17 protein-coding genes and 1 pseudogene are annotated in these 16,567 nt (G+C 35.3%); 5 read left to right on the forward strand and 13 right to left on the reverse strand.

Annotated features, from left to right (window positions below):
- Positions 1 to 63: 63 nt before the first annotated feature.
- A complete protein-coding gene (locus DM800_RS19790) occupies positions 64 to 444 on the reverse strand; it encodes a hypothetical protein (RefSeq protein ID WP_002127497.1) in 381 nt (126 codons plus the stop codon).
- Between the two features lie 166 nt (positions 445 to 610).
- Positions 611 to 781, reverse strand: coding sequence for a hypothetical protein (locus DM800_RS29295; RefSeq protein WP_179955694.1), 171 nt, complete (start codon positions 779 to 781; stop codon positions 611 to 613).
- Between the two features lie 329 nt (positions 782 to 1,110).
- Here DM800_RS29295 and DM800_RS19795 point away from each other — a divergent pair, with 329 nt between their 5' ends.
- From DM800_RS19795 to DM800_RS19805, 3 genes and pseudogenes are all read left to right on the forward strand, one after another.
- The gene (locus DM800_RS19795; protein ID WP_098200167.1) at positions 1,111 to 1,479 is read left to right on the forward strand and encodes an FtsB family cell division protein; all 369 of its coding nucleotides are present in this window, start codon (positions 1,111 to 1,113) and stop codon (positions 1,477 to 1,479) included.
- Between the two features lie 198 nt (positions 1,480 to 1,677).
- Positions 1,678 to 2,134, forward strand: a pseudogene (locus DM800_RS29965) (exosporium leader peptide-containing protein).
- A gap of 415 nt (positions 2,135 to 2,549) precedes the next feature.
- Positions 2,550 to 2,747 carry a hypothetical protein gene (locus tag DM800_RS19805; protein WP_088084176.1) on the forward strand — a complete coding sequence of 66 codons (198 nt, stop codon included), beginning with the start codon at positions 2,550 to 2,552 and terminating at the stop codon, positions 2,745 to 2,747.
- Positions 2,748 to 3,190: 443 nt separating this feature from the next.
- Here the strand turns inward: DM800_RS19805 and DM800_RS19810 are convergent, their stop codons facing one another.
- The 8 genes from DM800_RS19810 to DM800_RS19845 form a co-directional block, all read right to left on the reverse strand.
- Positions 3,191 to 5,131, reverse strand: coding sequence for an AMP-binding protein (locus tag DM800_RS19810; protein ID WP_147787418.1), 1,941 nt, complete (start codon positions 5,129 to 5,131; stop codon positions 3,191 to 3,193).
- A 48-nt stretch (positions 5,132 to 5,179) separates the two neighbouring features.
- Complete coding sequence (locus DM800_RS19815) at positions 5,180 to 6,721, reverse strand: acyl-CoA carboxylase subunit beta (protein ID WP_088122161.1); 1,542 nt, start codon at positions 6,719 to 6,721, stop codon at positions 5,180 to 5,182.
- A 2-nt stretch (positions 6,722 to 6,723) separates the two neighbouring features.
- Positions 6,724 to 7,512, reverse strand: coding sequence for an enoyl-CoA hydratase (locus DM800_RS19820; protein WP_147787419.1), 789 nt, complete (start codon positions 7,510 to 7,512; stop codon positions 6,724 to 6,726).
- Positions 7,513 to 7,516: 4 nt separating this feature from the next.
- Positions 7,517 to 8,428: a hydroxymethylglutaryl-CoA lyase gene (gene mvaB, locus DM800_RS19825; protein ID WP_147787420.1), complete on the reverse strand. Its 912-nt coding sequence runs from the start codon at positions 8,426 to 8,428 to the stop codon at positions 7,517 to 7,519.
- Between the two features lie 21 nt (positions 8,429 to 8,449).
- Positions 8,450 to 8,665: an acetyl-CoA carboxylase biotin carboxyl carrier protein subunit gene (locus DM800_RS19830; RefSeq protein ID WP_001987345.1), complete on the reverse strand. Its 216-nt coding sequence runs from the start codon at positions 8,663 to 8,665 to the stop codon at positions 8,450 to 8,452.
- Positions 8,666 to 8,691: 26 nt separating this feature from the next.
- Entirely contained in the window at positions 8,692 to 10,029 is a 1,338-nt protein-coding gene (locus tag DM800_RS19835; protein WP_147787421.1) for an acetyl-CoA carboxylase biotin carboxylase subunit, read from the reverse strand.
- Positions 10,030 to 10,044: 15 nt separating this feature from the next.
- Positions 10,045 to 11,190: an acyl-CoA dehydrogenase gene (locus tag DM800_RS19840; RefSeq protein ID WP_000397260.1), complete on the reverse strand. Its 1,146-nt coding sequence runs from the start codon at positions 11,188 to 11,190 to the stop codon at positions 10,045 to 10,047.
- A 216-nt stretch (positions 11,191 to 11,406) separates the two neighbouring features.
- On the reverse strand, positions 11,407 to 12,375 hold the full coding sequence (locus DM800_RS19845; protein WP_087986147.1) for a YbgA family protein: 969 nt from the start codon (positions 12,373 to 12,375) through the stop codon (positions 11,407 to 11,409).
- Between the two features lie 465 nt (positions 12,376 to 12,840).
- Between DM800_RS19845 and DM800_RS19850 the strand changes: the two genes are divergently transcribed.
- On the forward strand, positions 12,841 to 13,356 hold the full coding sequence (locus DM800_RS19850; RefSeq protein WP_087986148.1) for a DUF3231 family protein: 516 nt from the start codon (positions 12,841 to 12,843) through the stop codon (positions 13,354 to 13,356).
- 172 nt (positions 13,357 to 13,528) lie between these two features.
- A complete protein-coding gene (locus DM800_RS19855; protein ID WP_060488913.1) occupies positions 13,529 to 13,828 on the forward strand; it encodes a WGxxGxxG family protein in 300 nt (99 codons plus the stop codon).
- Between the two features lie 199 nt (positions 13,829 to 14,027).
- On the opposite strand, the gene DM800_RS19860 is transcribed toward DM800_RS19855, so the two are convergent.
- From DM800_RS19860 to DM800_RS19870, 3 genes are read right to left on the reverse strand one after another with little or no spacing between them, the layout of a single operon-like run.
- Positions 14,028 to 14,681, reverse strand: coding sequence for a TetR/AcrR family transcriptional regulator (locus DM800_RS19860; protein ID WP_060488911.1), 654 nt, complete (start codon positions 14,679 to 14,681; stop codon positions 14,028 to 14,030).
- Between the two features lie 24 nt (positions 14,682 to 14,705).
- The gene (locus tag DM800_RS19865) at positions 14,706 to 15,725 is read right to left on the reverse strand and encodes an ABC transporter permease (RefSeq protein ID WP_147787422.1); all 1,020 of its coding nucleotides are present in this window, start codon (positions 15,723 to 15,725) and stop codon (positions 14,706 to 14,708) included.
- Entirely contained in the window at positions 15,722 to 16,447 is a 726-nt protein-coding gene (locus tag DM800_RS19870) for an ABC transporter ATP-binding protein (RefSeq protein ID WP_048546950.1), read from the reverse strand. Before DM800_RS19870 ends, DM800_RS19865 begins: the two co-directional genes overlap by 4 nt.
- Positions 16,448 to 16,567 lie beyond the last annotated feature (120 nt).

Below are 16,567 nucleotides of genomic sequence, written 5' to 3' on the forward strand. Positions count from 1 at the left end.
AGTCAGCTTTTTGTATATTAACACGTAGAGATTTATTTTAATATAGTTCTTATTAGAAAAGGATTATTTTATATAGATTACTATAAGCATCCATAAAGCCAAGGCGCCAATGATAGCGAGCGCTATACGTGTAGATAGTACCCTTAATTCAAAGTCTGTTTTCTTGGAGGGTTCAGGATATGCAATTATGTAGATTCCCTTTAATAATGCAAGCCATGCAATAACCGTTAGGAACCCCTGCCAGTTGAATACCCATACATTATGTAGGATTACACTACCTAACCCTAGGAAAATCGATAGAAAACCATACATAATACCAAATCCTCTGTCTTCAACCACTAATTTTTTCAATTCACGTAGTACCGATGGACGTACGAAAAGTATTCCCGATACGATAACCGTTATCCATCCCCAAAACAATCCTAAAAAAGTACTAGTTTCCATTATTAGTTCACTCCCCTCAATTATTTATATTTCAGATATTTCCCCCTTTAGAACAATTCCAACATCTTTATATATAGGCTAAATTCTGCTCTTTTTTAATACAAACATGGCATACTCTATGCCCATCCTTAATCACCTCATTTCTCTACAAAATGAAATTTTCATATCATTCTTCATCATCATCTATCCGAATCACCCGAAGTCGCTTTGTACTATTACCGCACACTTTTTCATAGCTTGGAGCTAACATGCACCAAAGCCAATATAATGATTTATTCGCCTTTTCACTAACCTTTAAAATTGTCCCCTCTGTAATAAAATAATCACCTTGATACAATGTATACTCGCTTGTCCCATGGAATCATCATTATTCCCCTCCCTATTAAAATAGCGTTTTTGTTTCAAATAATGCTCTCATTAATTTGGACGCATTTACCAGTATATTTACCAAAAAATTCATGATATCGTTAACTAGTCGAGTACGTCATTACTTGACGATTACCCTTAGGAGCCCCGCAGACAATCGGGGTTCCTTTTATTTAAATAAGGATTTTGTTTAAACCTTACAAAACTCACTTATATTAAACTATCTTCTAAAATTCCCATTGAACATTTATAATACTTTTAAACAGTTTAAATTCTACAATCAGTAATGGAGGCATTTTAATGGGAAACATCCCAAAAATATCATCACAACAATCAAATCCTAAGATACCCTCACAGCAAGTGAACGCTAACACCAAACAAGGTAATAATAAAAAAACAAGACGCCGTATTATAACTACTTTAGCTTTTATATTACCTATAATTTTTGTCCTTCAATATTCTCTTAATAACCAGCAAGAAATGATTAAAGAAAAACAAATCACGGTTAATACGGGGCAACAAAAATTATCTTCTTTAAAGAAGGATGGTCATACCCTTAAAAATGATGTTAAAGTTTTAACAGGTAGTGAAGAAGAAGTTTTAAAATTCGCAAGGAAACTGTATGGATTTTCCAAACCGAATGAAACTATATTTCAAATAACTGAATAAAATTACACTGCATTACCCAAAAAGGCGATTTGACGATAATCGCCTTTTTATATTTAATTTCTAAAATAAACATACTAATTTCTTTTTCTATCAAATAACTATTTTGTTTAATTTATTAAAATACAATCGCTTGTCCATTTCACATTGCTCTATCATTACATTTACTATTAGTAATACGATTTTTAGAGGTAATATATAATGGACGAGTTTTTATCTTTTGCTGCACTTAATCCGGGTTCTATTGGACCTACACTTCCACCTGTTCCAACCTTTCAATTCCCTACCGGTCCTACTGGATTAACCAGTTCTACTGGCCCAACTGGATTTAATCTTCCCGCTGGGCCTGCATCTATTACCTTGACTTCTAACGAAACCACAGCATGTGTATCCACTCAAGGAAATAATACTTTATTTTTTTCGGGTCAAGTATTAGTAAACGGTAGTCCTACTCCAGGAGTAGTAGTCAGTTTTTTCATTTAGTAACCCTTCTCTTGCTTTCATAGTTCCTCTTGCTGTCATTACCAATGCTTCAGGTAACTTTACCGCTGTATTTCTAGCCGCTAATAGGCCTAGAACAGTAACCGTTACTGCTTCACTTCTTGATTCTCCTGGAACAATGGCAAACGTCACTATTACCATTGTGAATTGTCCGTAACGGTTTTATTTTTAAGGACTAAGCAATTTCTGATAAGATGAGCACAGATTTACAGTTCTCATCTTATCATTGGGATGTTCCTTTCAAATGAAATTTCGTAGCATCCAACGAATGGGATCTAGTTACCACTAATAGAAATGTTCAAGTAACCCCCAGTCATTATCTGTTGTCCTTTTTGAAAGGACTTGTTCCGTACAACAGGTCCTATTTAATCTACACCCTACTAAAATAACGCTTTTATTAAGGACTAATGATCTTTATATTTCTTCAGCTTGTCATCACAAGTGCTTTTTATTATTAGTTAAATTCTCAATATAGTTTGTGTATATAATTCCATTCAAAGATACATAATACCCACGTAACTATTTAAAAAGACATCGTTTTTATATCTAAGTTCAAAAAGGAGCTACATAACATGGATAAGAAAAATCTATTAAGTCAACAACTTGATTATGTGTCATCAGATGCGCTGAATACTCCTAGTAAAGCCCAAGAGCAAATGCAAGAAACATCTCAGGAGGCACATGATTCAAACAAAAAGGACAGTACTCAAGCTTTACATGGCGAAGATTTACCAATTTCAGATGTATATAGAACAACGAACAAACAGTAAATTTAAAAGGGAAAAAATCTTAAGAACCAGTGAGCTTAATTCTTTTCCCTTTTCCTATTTAAATAACACTTTTATATGAAACACGTACACATTTTTGACACATCCACTATCGCAATCTCCTGAAAATTCGTGATAATATTAATTTGTCGGATACGCCAAATTTCGACATTGAACGACAACGATATCTCCCTTATTGAATCCCTGTCCCCCAGGGATTTCTCCTTTTATTTCTTACTTTTTTCTTCACTAAATTTTCATTCTTAACAAAATTCAATCACTCCATTGAATAGACAGCCATAGTATCCTATTTTGATAAAAACTAAAAACAAACAGATATACTTAACACTAATAGTAGATTTTTTAACTTCAAATTTACTTTTTCTCTCTTATCTTTTTGTAAACATTAAAAATGAGCTCTATTTACATAGAGCTCATTCGTAATTTTATAGTTTACTAGACTGTAACCCCTGAATAAACGGAACTACTTCAGGATTTACAAGTGATGATAAATCCCCTAATTCTTTTCCTAAGTAAGCAGCTTTAATGACGCGTCGCATTACTTTAGAATTACGTGTTTTTGGTAAATCTTCTACAACGTGAATATCTTTTGGACACAATGCTTTTCCGATATGAGAGTTTACTAAACTCATTAATTCTTTCTTTAACTCTCCTGTGAATGTTACATTGTCCCTTAATACTACAAAACAATGACAAACTTCACCTTTTACATCATCAAGTACACCAATCGCGGCAGCTTCTATGACATCATTATGCTTCACAAGAATAGATTCATATTCTGCAGGTCCAATACGTTTTCCAGCAATGTTTAACGTATCATCTGAGCGTCCTGTAATAATATATTGCTCACCATCATAAATCACCCAGTCACCATGAACCCATTTGTTTTCAAAACGTGACCAATACGTGTTCACATAACGCTCATCGTCTTCCCAGAAACTTTTCGTCATACCAACCCAAGGTTTCTCTAAACATAATTCTCCAACTTCATCACGAATTGGATTGCCTTGATCATCGAGCACAACCGCTGCCATTCCTGGTAAAGATGCGTTAAAACTAATCGGTGCAATTGGTTTAATAAGGACGTTTCCGAAAATCCCACCAGAAATTTCAGTTCCGCCTGAATAGTTACAAATTGGTACATTATTTTTTCCAACTGTTTCAAATAGCCACATCCAAGGATCTGGATTCCAAGGTTCACCTGTTGATGCGAATACTTCTAAACTCTTGAGCGAATGTTTATTTACATACTCATCACCCTTTGCCATTAACGCACGAATTAATGTTGGTGATATACCGAGATGTGTAATTTCATATTTATCAACAGTCTCCCATAAACGATCTGCTTCTGGGAAATCTGGAACACCTTCGTACATAACCATCGTTGCTCCATTAATGAGAGAGCCAAATAATAAAAACGGTCCCATCATCCAGCCCATATCAGTTACCCATAATACGCGGTCACCTTGTTTGATGTTCATTCCAAATCCTGCATCAAATGCAGATTTCAAAGGGAAACCAGCATGTGTATGTACTGTTCCTTTCGGTTTCCCAGTTGTACCTGATGTATAAATGAGCATTAACGGATCATCACTATTCATCTCTTCAGCATGTGTAAATGGTTTTTCTTTTTCTAGCGCACTCCATGGGAAATCATAATTATGTGGTGTAAAATCATTTCCTGCATGACGAACAATAACAACTTTTTCAACAGTTGGACAATGTTCGCAAACTTTATCTACTTCGTCTTTTAATGAAACAACTTTACCCCGGCGTGAAAAACCATCTGCAGTAATAATCATTTTTGATCCTGCCGCTTGTACACGAGTCATGACTGCATCAGACGCAAATCCTGAGAATATTGGTGAAATAATTGCTCCGATTTTCATAACAGCTAGCATTGCAACAACTGTTTCTGGAATCATCGGCATATAAATTGTTACACGGTCACCTTTTTCAATACCCGCATGTTTCAAACCGTTTGCAACGCGACTTACCCAGTTGTCAAGATCTTCATATGTAAATGATTTTGAAGTTCCATTTTCTCCCTCGTACTGTAGTGCTGTTTGCATTCTTGTTTCATCATCCGCAAGCCAGCGTGATAAAACTGATTCTACAACGTTACATGTTCCACCATTATACCACTGTGCAAACGGTGTACCATTTTCTAAATCTAGCACTTCTGTATAAGGCTTCATCCATTGATAGCCAACCGCTTTCTCAGCTTCTCCCCAAAACCATGCTGTTTCTTCAATAGATTTATTATAAAACGTTTCATAATCTTCATAGCCCAATGATTTCATCCAACCATATAAACGCGTTTTTTCTTTATATTCTTCTGTTGGAAACCAAACTGCTTGTTTCAATGTTTTCCCCTCCTTGACTTTTTGAGCAAGAAAGCCCTAAATAGGGCTTTAAACTGGATAAACAGGATGTTTACGATCTGTAAATACTTGATATTTACTCATATACATTTCGAATCGTCCTTTTAACTCTTCTCTTAAATTGTTTGGATGAACAATACCATCAATAACCATCTCTGATGCCAAATGGTAAATATCAATATCTTTCTTATACTCTTCGCGTTTTTCAGCAATGAAGCTATCACGCTCTTCTTCTGGTAAAGCTGCAATCTTATTTGCATATACAGCATTGACTGCCGCTTCTGGACCCATTACTGCAATAGAAGCTGTCGGTAATGCTAGGCAGCAATCTGGTTCAAAGGCTGGACCTGCCATTGCATATAAACCAGCACCGTATGCTTTACGAACAACGATAGAAATTTTCGGTACAGTTGCTTCACTCATTGCAGAAATCATCTTTGCACCATGACGAATAATACCAGCACGCTCTACTTTTGTACCAATCATAAATCCAGGTACATCTGCAAGGAATAACAATGGAATATGATATGCATCACATAAATTAATAAACTTCGCTGCTTTATCCGCTGAATCGTGGAATAATACGCCGCCTTTCATACGCGGTTGATTTGCAATAATACCAACTGGCTTACCATCAATACGTGCCAAGCCTGTAATTAGTTCTTGAGCAAATAATTTTTTCACTTCATAGAAAGAACCTGCATCAATAACTCTATTAATGAGATCTTTCATATTGAAAGGAGCATTTTGATTTTCTGGAATGATTTGTTCTAACGTTTTTTCGAATTGTTTCGGTTCTTGAGGTGTAACCAATGGAGTCTTCTCTAAGTAGTTGTTTGGAAAATATGAAATGTATTGTCTTGCTTGTGTAATCGCGTCTTCTTCTGTTTTACATAAAACATCTCCGCATCCTGATACAGAGCAATGCATACGAGCTCCACCCATCTCCTCTAAAGTTACCTTCTCGCCGATAACCATCTCCGCCATACGAGGAGAACCTAAGTACATAGATGCATTTCCTTCTACCATCATAACAATGTCACAAAAGGCTGGAATATATGCGCCACCAGCTGCCGAAGGTCCAAATAATAAGCATACTTGAGGAACTTTACCTGATAATTTCACTTGATTGTAGAAGATTCTTCCTGCACCGCGGCGCCCTGGGAACATTTCTACTTGATCTGTAATACGCGCTCCAGCAGAGTCAACTAAATAAAATAACGGAACACGTAATTTTTCTGCCGTTTCTTGAATACGTAAAATCTTTTCAACTGTACGTGCGCCCCATGATCCAGCCTTTACCGTTGAATCATTTGCCATTACGCATGCAGTACGACCATGTATTTTACCCGTTGCCGTTATAACACCATCAGCAGGTAATCCTGTTTGTTCACAATTTGCAAATAATGCATCTTCTACATATTCACCATTATCAAATAAAAGAGCTAAGCGATCTCGAACGAATAGTTTTCCTTTTGCTTTGTTTTGTTCATGATACTTTGGTGCGCCGCCTTGTTTAATCGCTTCAACTCGTTCTTCAAATGTATTCGATTGTTGTTTTTGGTCTAACATATTTACTCCCCCTTATACATTGGTGTGCGTTTTTCCTTGAATGCTTGTAATCCTTCTAATCTATCTTTCGTATGGATTACACCTTCATACGCTTGTTTTTCCATTTGTAATCCGGTATGTAAATCAACTTGAATACCGTTTGAAATTGCTTCTTTTGCTAATCGAACAGCAATAGGACCATTACTAGCAATTTTCTCTGCTATTTCAATCGCTTTCTCTTCAAGTAAATGAGCTGGTACAACAAATTCTACTAAACCATATTCTTTTGCTTCTTGCGCTGAAATACGTCTGCCTGTATAAATTAATTCTTTCGCTCTACCAACACCAATTAATCTTGGTAAACGCTGCGTACCACCTGCTCCTGGTATAATTGCAAGTGTAGTTTCAGTAAGACCAAGACTTGCAGATTCAGCCGCAATTCTAAAATCACAAGCTAAACTTAATTCCGTACCGCCACCAAGGGCGATTCCGTTTATGGCAGCAATAACTGGCTGTGGTAATTGTTCAACCATCTCCATAGTAGTGCGAATCATACTAACAGCATGGCGAACTCGTTCCTCATTCATACCAGCACGTTCTTTTAAATCAGCACCAGCACAAAACGCTTTTTCACCAGCACCTGTTAAAATAACTACACGAGTATTGGACTCTTCACTTATTTGAGTTAATATGTTTTGTAACTCTTCTAATAACGCTAAAGATAATGAGTTTGCTTGTCTTTCACGATATAACGAAATCTTTACAACGTGAGGTGTTACATAATTAACTGAAATGTTTTGTAGTTGTAGCATCTTCTCACCTACTTATCGTTTTATGTTGAAGCGCTCTATACACATGACTCGGTAATTGGATATTTAATTTACTTTGAATGAATTGACTCGCTTTCAATAACTTCTCTTCATCAATATTCGTTTGGACCCCTAACTTATGGAGCATATGAACTAAGTCGTCGGTTGCAACATTGCCTGATGCTCCTGGTGCATATGGACATCCACCAAGACCACCACAAGAACTATCAAATGTTGTAATACCATATTCTAATGACTTAACTACATTCGCCAGAGCCATTCCATACGTATTATGGAAGTGCATTGCAAACTGCGAAGCATCATATTTCTTTAATAAATGCTCTAATACTCGCTCTACTTGTAGTGGATTCGCTACACCAATCGTGTCACCAAGAGATACTTCATAAATGCCGTATGAAAATAGTTGATTACATAATTCGTCAACTGCTGTGGCACTTATATCCCCTTCATAAGGACATCCAAATACAGTAGAAACATAGCCTCTTACCTTTTTCCCTTCGAATAATGCCTGTTTTGTTATATCTTCAATTACAACTAATGCTTCTTTAATTGATTTATTAATATTACTTTTATTATGAGATTCACTTACTGATAAAAAAACATTCACCTCATCTACATTTTGCAAAAAAGCTCGTTCCAAACCATTTTGATTTGGAACAAGCGCTGCATAAGTAACATTGGGATCCCTTTTCAGCTCAGAAAACACATCATTTGCATCTGCTAATGCAGGGACCCATTTAGGGTGAACGAATGAGGAAACTTCAACGTACGATAATCCCGCCTGTGTAAGTAGTTGAATCCATTTTACTTTATCTTTTGTGCCAACAATCTTTTTTTCATTTTGTAAGCCATCACGTGGCCCGACTTCTTTAATGACAGCAAAATTAGGTAGTTTCAATTCGCTTCCCCCTATATCTCCCTATTCAATTTCTAGTAATACATCTCCTTCATTTACAAAATCGCCTTCTTGCACATTAATTTTCATAACTGTGCCAGCTTCTTCTGAAATGATTGGAATTTCCATTTTCATAGATTCCAAAATGACGACATCCTGCTCTTCCTCTACTGTATCTCCTACTCCTACAACAATCTTCCATACATTTCCTGCCATCGATGCATATACCTTCGTCATCATTTTTTCCCCCTTAATATTGTTAAATCTTATTTTTTAACAAGTTGTTTCGTTACAAAACCTGTTGTATAAATACCACTTTTGAACACATCGTCTTCCAATACTTGAAGTAACATTGGCGTGTTCGTTTTAATACCTTCTACTTTTAATTCTTCTAAAGCATCATGTAATTTTGAAATTGCTTCTTCACGAGTTTCACCATGAGCAATGACTTTCGCAATCATTGGATCGTAGAAAGGTGTAATCGTGACTTGATTCTCCAAAAAGTGATCAATACGTACATTTGATGGAAGCGTTAAATCTGTAATCTTTCCAGGTGATGGGAAGAAAGTTTTCGGATCCTCTGCATAAATACGTGCCTCAATGGCATGACCACTACGTTTTACATCATCTTGTGTAAATGATAGTTTCTCACCGTATGCAATTAGAAGTTGTTGTTCTACAAGATCTAAACCTGTAATTTCTTCTGTAACTGGATGCTCTACTTGTAATCTCGTATTCATCTCTAAGAAATAAAAGTTCTTCTGATCATCTACAAGAAACTCAACTGTACCTGCATTTGTATAGCCTAGAGCTTTGGCAGCTTGTACAGCAACTTCCCCCATCGCTTTTCGCGTACCTTCATCTAAAAATGGTGAAGGTGCTTCTTCAATTACTTTTTGATTTCGGCGCTGCACGGAACATTCACGCTCCCATAAATACACTGTGTTACCATGTGTATCTGCTAAAAGCTGAATTTCAATATGGTGTGCATCTGCAATATAGCGCTCTAAATACATTTCTCCGTTACCGAAGAAGTTTTGTGCTCTTGTTTTGTTACTTTCAAATGCTTTGGTGAGCGTTTGCTCAGTTTCCATCAACTGCATTCCAATGCCTCCGCCACCTGCGGATGCCTTCAGCATTAGTGGATAACCAATTTGTTTTGCAATTTCAATTGCTTCTTCAGCAGTTTCAATATTTGTAGTAATACCTGGAACTACTGGGACATCTGCAGTTTGCATTGCAATACGAGATTCGATTTTACTTCCCATCTTCGTAATAATTTCTTCAGATGGACCGATAAATACAATTCCTTCTTCTCTACAGCGAACCGGAAAAGATGGATTCTCTGATAATAATCCATATCCCGGATGGATTGCTTCAGCATTTGTCTTCTTAGCTATTTCAATAATTTTTTCAAGGTTTAAATAGCTTTCTTGGACACGCGGTCCACCTACTAAGTAAGCTTCATTTGCCATTTTTACATGTAGGGCATTTTCATCAGCCTCAGAATAAATAGCAACAGTGCGAATGCCAAGTTTTTGACAAGTTTTCATAATACGAACTGCGATTTCCCCGCGATTAGCAATTAATATTTTTTGAAACATAGTGATTCCTCCTTTTTATCTACATCCTAAATGTCTTGCAATTACGAGACGTTGAATTTCAGAAGTTCCTTCACCAATTTCTAATAGTTTTGCATCACGAATATGTCGTTCCACTTCATATTCACGCATATAGCCGTATCCACCGTGAATTTGTACCGCTTGATTTGCAATACGACTAGCAGCCTCAGATGCAAATAACTTCGCCATAGCCGCTTCTTTACCGAAAGGTTTATCATTATCTTTTAACCAAGCTGCTTTATGTACTAAATTACGTGCAAGTTCTACTTCAGTCGCCATATCAGCTAATTTAAATTGAATCGCTTGGAAATTAGAGATTGACTTTCCAAATTGTTGACGTTCTTTCGCATATTGCAGCGCACGTTCAAATGCAGATTGTGCAATACCTACTGCTAATGCTGCGATTGAAATACGTCCTCCATCAAGTGTATATAAGAATTGTTTAAATCCTTTATTTACATCACCAAGAATATTTTCTTTCGGTACACGTACACCATCAAGTACGATTTCACATGTATTAGAAGCACGAACACCCATCTTATCGTAAGGACTTGAAATCGTTAATCCTTCACTTGTAGTCGGTACGATAAATGCCGAAATACGCTTTCTACCATTATCTTCAACACCGTTGATAGCGGTTACAATAATTGTATTTGCATACTCTGCATTTGTAATCCAACACTTTTCACCACTAATAACATACTCGTCTCCATCTAATACAGCTTTCGTTTGTGTACCACCTGCATCAGATCCAGCGTTCGGCTCAGTTAATCCGAAAGCACCTAAAGTTTTACCTGATGCCATTGGAATTAAATATTTCTGTTTTTGTTCTTCTGTACCGAAATAATAAATTGGAGAAGCACCTAATGAAATTGTTGCAGCGTAACTTAATCCTGTCCCACCACAAGCACGACCAATTTCTTCAACTGCTAACGCGTACGATACAGTATCGCCACCTGAACCTCCATACTCTTCAGGGAATGGGATTCCTAATAATCCTAGTTCGCCCATTTTTTGAAATGTTTCATATGGAAATTCCGCAGTTTTGTCATAATATACAGCTTTCGGTGCGATTTCCTTTTCAGCAAAGTCACGTACCATTTCTTTAATCATTTGTTTTTCGCGAGTTAGAGTAAATTCCATTCCGCTACACACCCCTTATCGAATATTGAGTTTCGACAGCGTGCGAGTTTCTACTACAAACATTACGAATTAAAAGACACGAATATTAGTTAGATAATTGCTATAATTCTGTCATAACTTAATTTTAAAACAGATTCTGTACTAATGCACAAAAAAATTCCTACATTGTTCTACAACAACATAGGAGTTTTCTTGTCGAATTATGTAATTTATTGTTTAATAATCTCTACCTTTTCCCGAATCAGAAATTTCTACTAAAGCTTCAGGGTAAGGTTCAAAATATGTTTGTCTTAATAAATACTTTTCGTCAAATCGAATGGCCCATGATTTTAAAATTGCAAGTAAGCTACTAAGCGGGACTTTCTTTTCTATATACTTTTGTATCAAATCTAAAAAATGATCTTTTTCTTGTTTTTTCAGCTTAGTTTTAAAATATCCAAAAATATGCTCACATACATTTACATTCGATGTATAGCGGGGTGTGCGCATAAATAATTCATATAAAGTCTTCTCATAGTTTTCAAATACCACTTCAATCGTTTCATTTTTTTGGTTTGCAATAATACGCCCCAATTCCTTTTGTTTTACCTGATTATATGCCATAAATAAATACTTATAGTCTGATTGAAATGATACGAGTTCTTTTATGTTTTTAGTATGTTTAATCATTTTGTAATGCGCGATTGTAAACAGCCTTGTAAAGAAATGTTCTCTAATAATAAAATTCGACAATCTACCCTCTTCTTCAATTGGAAGATGCGAAAAATTTTTTATTACTGCTCCGCCAAATAAGCCAGATCCCTTTCCTTTTGCTGGTGCTTTTTCAAAACCAGAATAAATTTTCACATCACGCGTACCACAACTCGGCGAACGATTCTTTAAAATAAAACCATCCACATCAGATATCGTTTGTAAAAAGACATATGAAAATTGCTCCATTTTTTCAGTTACATCTTCTCGTGTCGACGGCTGTACAAGCCTATTCACACCATTTTCTTCTACAATTCGTATCGTTTCACGAGGAGTCCCCAATCCGATCTCGACTTCTGGACAAACAGGTATAAATGTAACAAATGGCTGCAAATTTCGTATTGTTACATCTGGTATCATCTCTGCATTATAACGACAGGCATCAAATTCTAAACATTTACTTACAACTATTGTTGGTTTTGCAAATTGCCGCATTTCATTACCTCCATGGTATCAATCCATACAATCTAAATTGTACTGATATTAGTATCTTAAGCAAAGTCTGTTTATATTGATTATTTTTATAATAACTATAAATTTAATGCTATATCAACTGCAATTCAAATCTATTTCGTATATGTATTAACAAGTTCTTGTACAAACTTGTTAATACATTTTTGTCTAAACACAATCCATCTTTACTAGCATAGTTACAGATTCTTTCCTCTCCTCTTTACATTTAAATTAAAATAAGTCTTAATACGAATTTTAATCCCAAGTTATTTGGAATATATTCTTTATATTTGTACATTATAGACTGAGAAAGTATTACTTGTAGTTAGGGTGTTCCAAATGAATTTTAGAAACCTACTTTCTTTATTGCGGAACATTTTCAGAAGCATTTTTTCTTTGGTAAAAAATATTTCAAAAAATCCATTTATTTTAAGGAGGCATATTAAAATGGGAGTATTAAGTGGTAATCCCCAAAATGAACCAATGCATTACGGAGAAGTCTTTGCAATTTGGAGTTATCTTGCAGGGGCACAAGGTGCCATTGCTGGTTACCAAGTTCTTGTCAATCATTCTGGAGACGAGGACTTAAAAAAGTTTTTAGAAAATCTTATAGAAAATGATATCCAATCAGAAGTTGAAGAACTAAAAAACTTGTTAAAATCAAACGGTGTGGCATTACCACCAGCACCTCCAGAGCGTCCAGTTGCATCTATTGAAACAATCCCTCCTGGTGCTCGTATTAATGACGCAGAAATTGCAGCTAAAGTTTCTATGGATCTTGCTGCTGGACTAGTAGCATGTAGCCAAGCGATGGGACAATCACTTCGAGAAGACGTAGGAATGATGTTTGGACAATTCCATATGAAAAAGGCACAAGCAGGTGCTACCTTACTACGGTTAAATAAGAAAAAAGGCTGGATTATTCCTCCTCCTTTACATGTTCTTCAATCTGATCAAGCATAACATGGCATAAGCGGTTAACTTTTGTTAACCGCTTCGTTGTATTTACCTGTCCTTTTAATAATGGAGATTAAAGATAGTTCTAATAATTTTAACTTTATGATTTAGATACTGTGATACGAATAATGTACAAAAGCAATGGAGAAATTAATACATAAGAAAGGAGGGGAAATTTATGAAGAAAAAATTATCATCTATTTTAAGTGTTTTAGCACTATCTATTATGTTTTTAGGCACATCTGCCCAAGCTGAATACGATGGAAATCATATGAATAGAGTTAATAACACTGATATGTCAACTCGAGTTAATGATAATAACTTGAACAGAGTTAATAATGATGTAAGAACTCGAAATGTAAATACGACAAATGATTTAAATAATAATCATGATAGAAATAATAATTGGGCTTGGCTGGGTTTATTAGGTCTAGCAGGATTATTAGGTCTTAGAAGAAGAGACAAAGAAGTACGTTAATCTAGAATGTTTTTCATAAACAAGTACTTATTTATCAAAATTGTATAATGAATATAAATCGCCTTTTTAAAGGCGATTTATTATTTGCTTAAAAATAGTATATGTAATTCACACATCAACATATTTTTACTTATGATTAAACCTATTAAATTACATTTATTTAAATACCAAAAATCAAACCCCTGAAATGCTGTTATAGTTAGATTCGTGGCGTTAATCCATACAATATAAATTGAATCGTATTTTCAATTTCCACTTCATCATCCCATTTTTCTTCAGGCAATAATAAAAATCGTGTTAATAGTAAACCTAATACAGCTGATAAAGTAAGACGTAATACAGAAGATGGTGGTATCTCAATAATTTCTCCTTTATCTTGAAACTTCACAATCAACTTTTTGAAATGTGAAAACAGTTCCGTTTCTACTAATTGTTGTATTTCATTTTTTAGCTCTGGTTGAAATGGTACTTCTTGAATTAATATTTTAATCATAGGAAAGTGCTTTTGAGCAAATTCAAATCTATTATGAATGACAACTCGTAAAAGTCCCTCATATGATTCATACTTCGATTTAAATATTTCCTTTGCAAAGGCTTGTACAAAAAATGGTGCAGCAAACTTTGTTAATGTCGGCATGACGACCGCTAACAATAAATCTTTTTTCGTTTTATAGTAGCGGAAGATTGTTCCTTCCGCTACACCAGCACGCTTTGCAATTTCACTTGTAGAAGTTGATGCATATCCTTTTTCTCCAAACATATCAACAGCTGCCTCTAAAATACGCATTTGACGTTCATTTCGTTTATCCGTATTAGTTGCGGCAATTAATTCATCCAACCAATCCTTCTTCATCTATAATGCCCCTTTGTATCATCATTATATTTTCCGATGTTTCTTTAATGCAAATACATTCCCTATTGCAAATAATAGAGAAAAAAGTAGTAATACAGTTAGATCTAACGCAATCTCTGTAAATCCTTGATTTCGAATCATCACTTGTCTCATTGCGTCAGCTCCATATGTGAGCGGAAATAATTTCCCTAACATTTGTAGCCACTTATTCATAGATTCAATTGGAAACAACCCAGAAAAGAAAATTTGTGGCACAATGACAAGCGGTATAAATTGAATCATTTGAAATTCATTATTTGCGTATGCTGATAAAAATGTCCCTAAAGTTAGTGCTGTTAAAGAAAGCATACATGTAATAAGTAGCGTTAGCCATATGGAGCCAGCTACATACAAGTCTAAAATATAAACTGAAAAATTCACGATTATAATTGATTGTATAAATGCAAAGATTCCAAAACCAATAATATATCCTACAACTATTTCCCATCTTCTCACTGGAGTGGACAATAACCTCTCTAATGTACCACTTAAACGTTCTCTAACAAAGGAAACTCCAGATAATATAAATACAAAGAAAAATGTAAAGAAACCAATCAATACGGGGCCAAGCCCATCAAACATTGTAAAGTCTTTAGAGCCATGTAAGTAATTTACTTCAGGCTTCATAACTGATACATCATTCTTTTCTGAACTCTTTTGTAAAACTTGAAGTACAGCACGATTTTTTGATGAATCACTTCCTTCTAATAAAAGATTCATTTTCCCATTCTCTAAATAAATTACTGCATCTACCTTTTGCTGTTCTAACTCTGAAATTGCTTTCTCTTTGCCGTCTTCATAAATTGAGGCTTCTTGAGTTTTCATTGTTTTTACAATAGGAGCAGGCACATCAACTACAGCAATATGCGGTACATAGTCTTTTTGTGTAAATACTAGAGACAATAACCAAAGTAATAACATTGGTGCCCCAAACATCATCGCTAACGAACGTTTATCTCGAAAAAATTGGCGAATAATACGAATGATTACACCAGTAACTCTCATGATAGGGCCACCTCTTCCAACAAAAAGACATCTTCAATCCGTCCTGATGATACCCGTTTTTTCAATTCTTCAGGTGTTCCAGTCGCAACTAGCTTTCCTTCTCTAATCAACCCTAAACGCTCACAAAACTCAGCTTCATCCATAATGTGCGTCGTTACAATAATAGTTGTGCCTTTCTTTTTCAAATCATAAAATTTTTCCCAGATTGTTTTTCTAAGAAGTGGATCTATCCCCACTGTTGGCTCATCTAAAATTAATATTTCAGGTTCATGAAGGAGTGCTATCGCTAATGATAAACGCTTCTTCATCCCACCTGAAAAATGCTGCACTTGCTGTCTTATATGTTTTGATAATTGTACAAGGTCAAAAACCTCTTCGATTCTTTCTTTTTTATGTTTTCCTTTTAATCCATACATCGTTGCAATAAAATCTGCATTTTCATATGCTGATAGTTCTTCATATAATGCATCAGCCTGAGCCATATAACCAATTCTTTTCATTTCATTTAAATTAGGCATGTTCGTGTTGTATACAAGCACTTCACCTTTCGTTGCCTCATTAATACCTGCAATCAATTTAATAAGAGTCGTTTTCCCTGAACCTGAAGGCCCAACTAAACCAAATATCTCTGCTTTTTCAACTTGCAATGAAAGATTGTGTAAAACTTCTTTTTTCCAAAAACTTTTTGACACGGTTCGTAAAATAATGGCAGGTTGCTGCATGTATTCTTCCCCCTTTTCAAAATGAGTGAGTACTCACTTTCATTTTACTCTTGCGTAATTATATGTCAATCTTCATTGATTAGTATGTATTTTCAATCTTAAACAATGAAACAGAGTCGA

Source organism: Bacillus sp. AY18-3 (assembly GCF_008042305.1).
GTDB lineage: Bacteria > Bacillota > Bacilli > Bacillales > Bacillaceae_G > Bacillus_A > Bacillus_A wiedmannii.

What these genes read in the sequence shown, in the direction of transcription:
- DM800_RS19790 (WP_002127497.1), bottom strand. Translation starts at nt 444, where the DNA reads ATGGAAACTAGTACTTTTTTAGGATTGTTTTGGGGATGGATAACGGTT.
- DM800_RS19795 (WP_098200167.1), top strand. Translation starts at nt 1,111, where the DNA reads ATGGGAAACATCCCAAAAATATCATCACAACAATCAAATCCTAAGATA.
- DM800_RS19805 (WP_088084176.1), top strand. Translation starts at nt 2,550, where the DNA reads ATGGATAAGAAAAATCTATTAAGTCAACAACTTGATTATGTGTCATCA.
- DM800_RS19815 (WP_088122161.1), bottom strand. Translation starts at nt 6,721, where the DNA reads ATGTTAGACCAAAAACAACAATCGAATACATTTGAAGAACGAGTTGAA.
- DM800_RS19820 (WP_147787419.1), bottom strand. Translation starts at nt 7,512, where the DNA reads ATGCTACAACTACAAAACATTTCAGTTAATTATGTAACACCTCACGTT.
- DM800_RS19830 (WP_001987345.1), bottom strand. Translation starts at nt 8,665, where the DNA reads ATGATGACGAAGGTATATGCATCGATGGCAGGAAATGTATGGAAGATT.
- DM800_RS19835 (WP_147787421.1), bottom strand. Translation starts at nt 10,029, where the DNA reads ATGTTTCAAAAAATATTAATTGCTAATCGCGGGGAAATCGCAGTTCGT.
- DM800_RS19840 (WP_000397260.1), bottom strand. Translation starts at nt 11,190, where the DNA reads ATGGAATTTACTCTAACTCGCGAAAAACAAATGATTAAAGAAATGGTA.
- DM800_RS19845 (WP_087986147.1), bottom strand. Translation starts at nt 12,375, where the DNA reads ATGCGGCAATTTGCAAAACCAACAATAGTTGTAAGTAAATGTTTAGAA.
- DM800_RS19850 (WP_087986148.1), top strand. Translation starts at nt 12,841, where the DNA reads ATGGGAGTATTAAGTGGTAATCCCCAAAATGAACCAATGCATTACGGA.
- DM800_RS19855 (WP_060488913.1), top strand. Translation starts at nt 13,529, where the DNA reads ATGAAGAAAAAATTATCATCTATTTTAAGTGTTTTAGCACTATCTATT.
- DM800_RS19860 (WP_060488911.1), bottom strand. Translation starts at nt 14,681, where the DNA reads ATGAAGAAGGATTGGTTGGATGAATTAATTGCCGCAACTAATACGGAT.
- DM800_RS19865 (WP_147787422.1), bottom strand. Translation starts at nt 15,725, where the DNA reads ATGAGAGTTACTGGTGTAATCATTCGTATTATTCGCCAATTTTTTCGA.
- DM800_RS19870 (WP_048546950.1), bottom strand. Translation starts at nt 16,447, where the DNA reads ATGCAGCAACCTGCCATTATTTTACGAACCGTGTCAAAAAGTTTTTGG.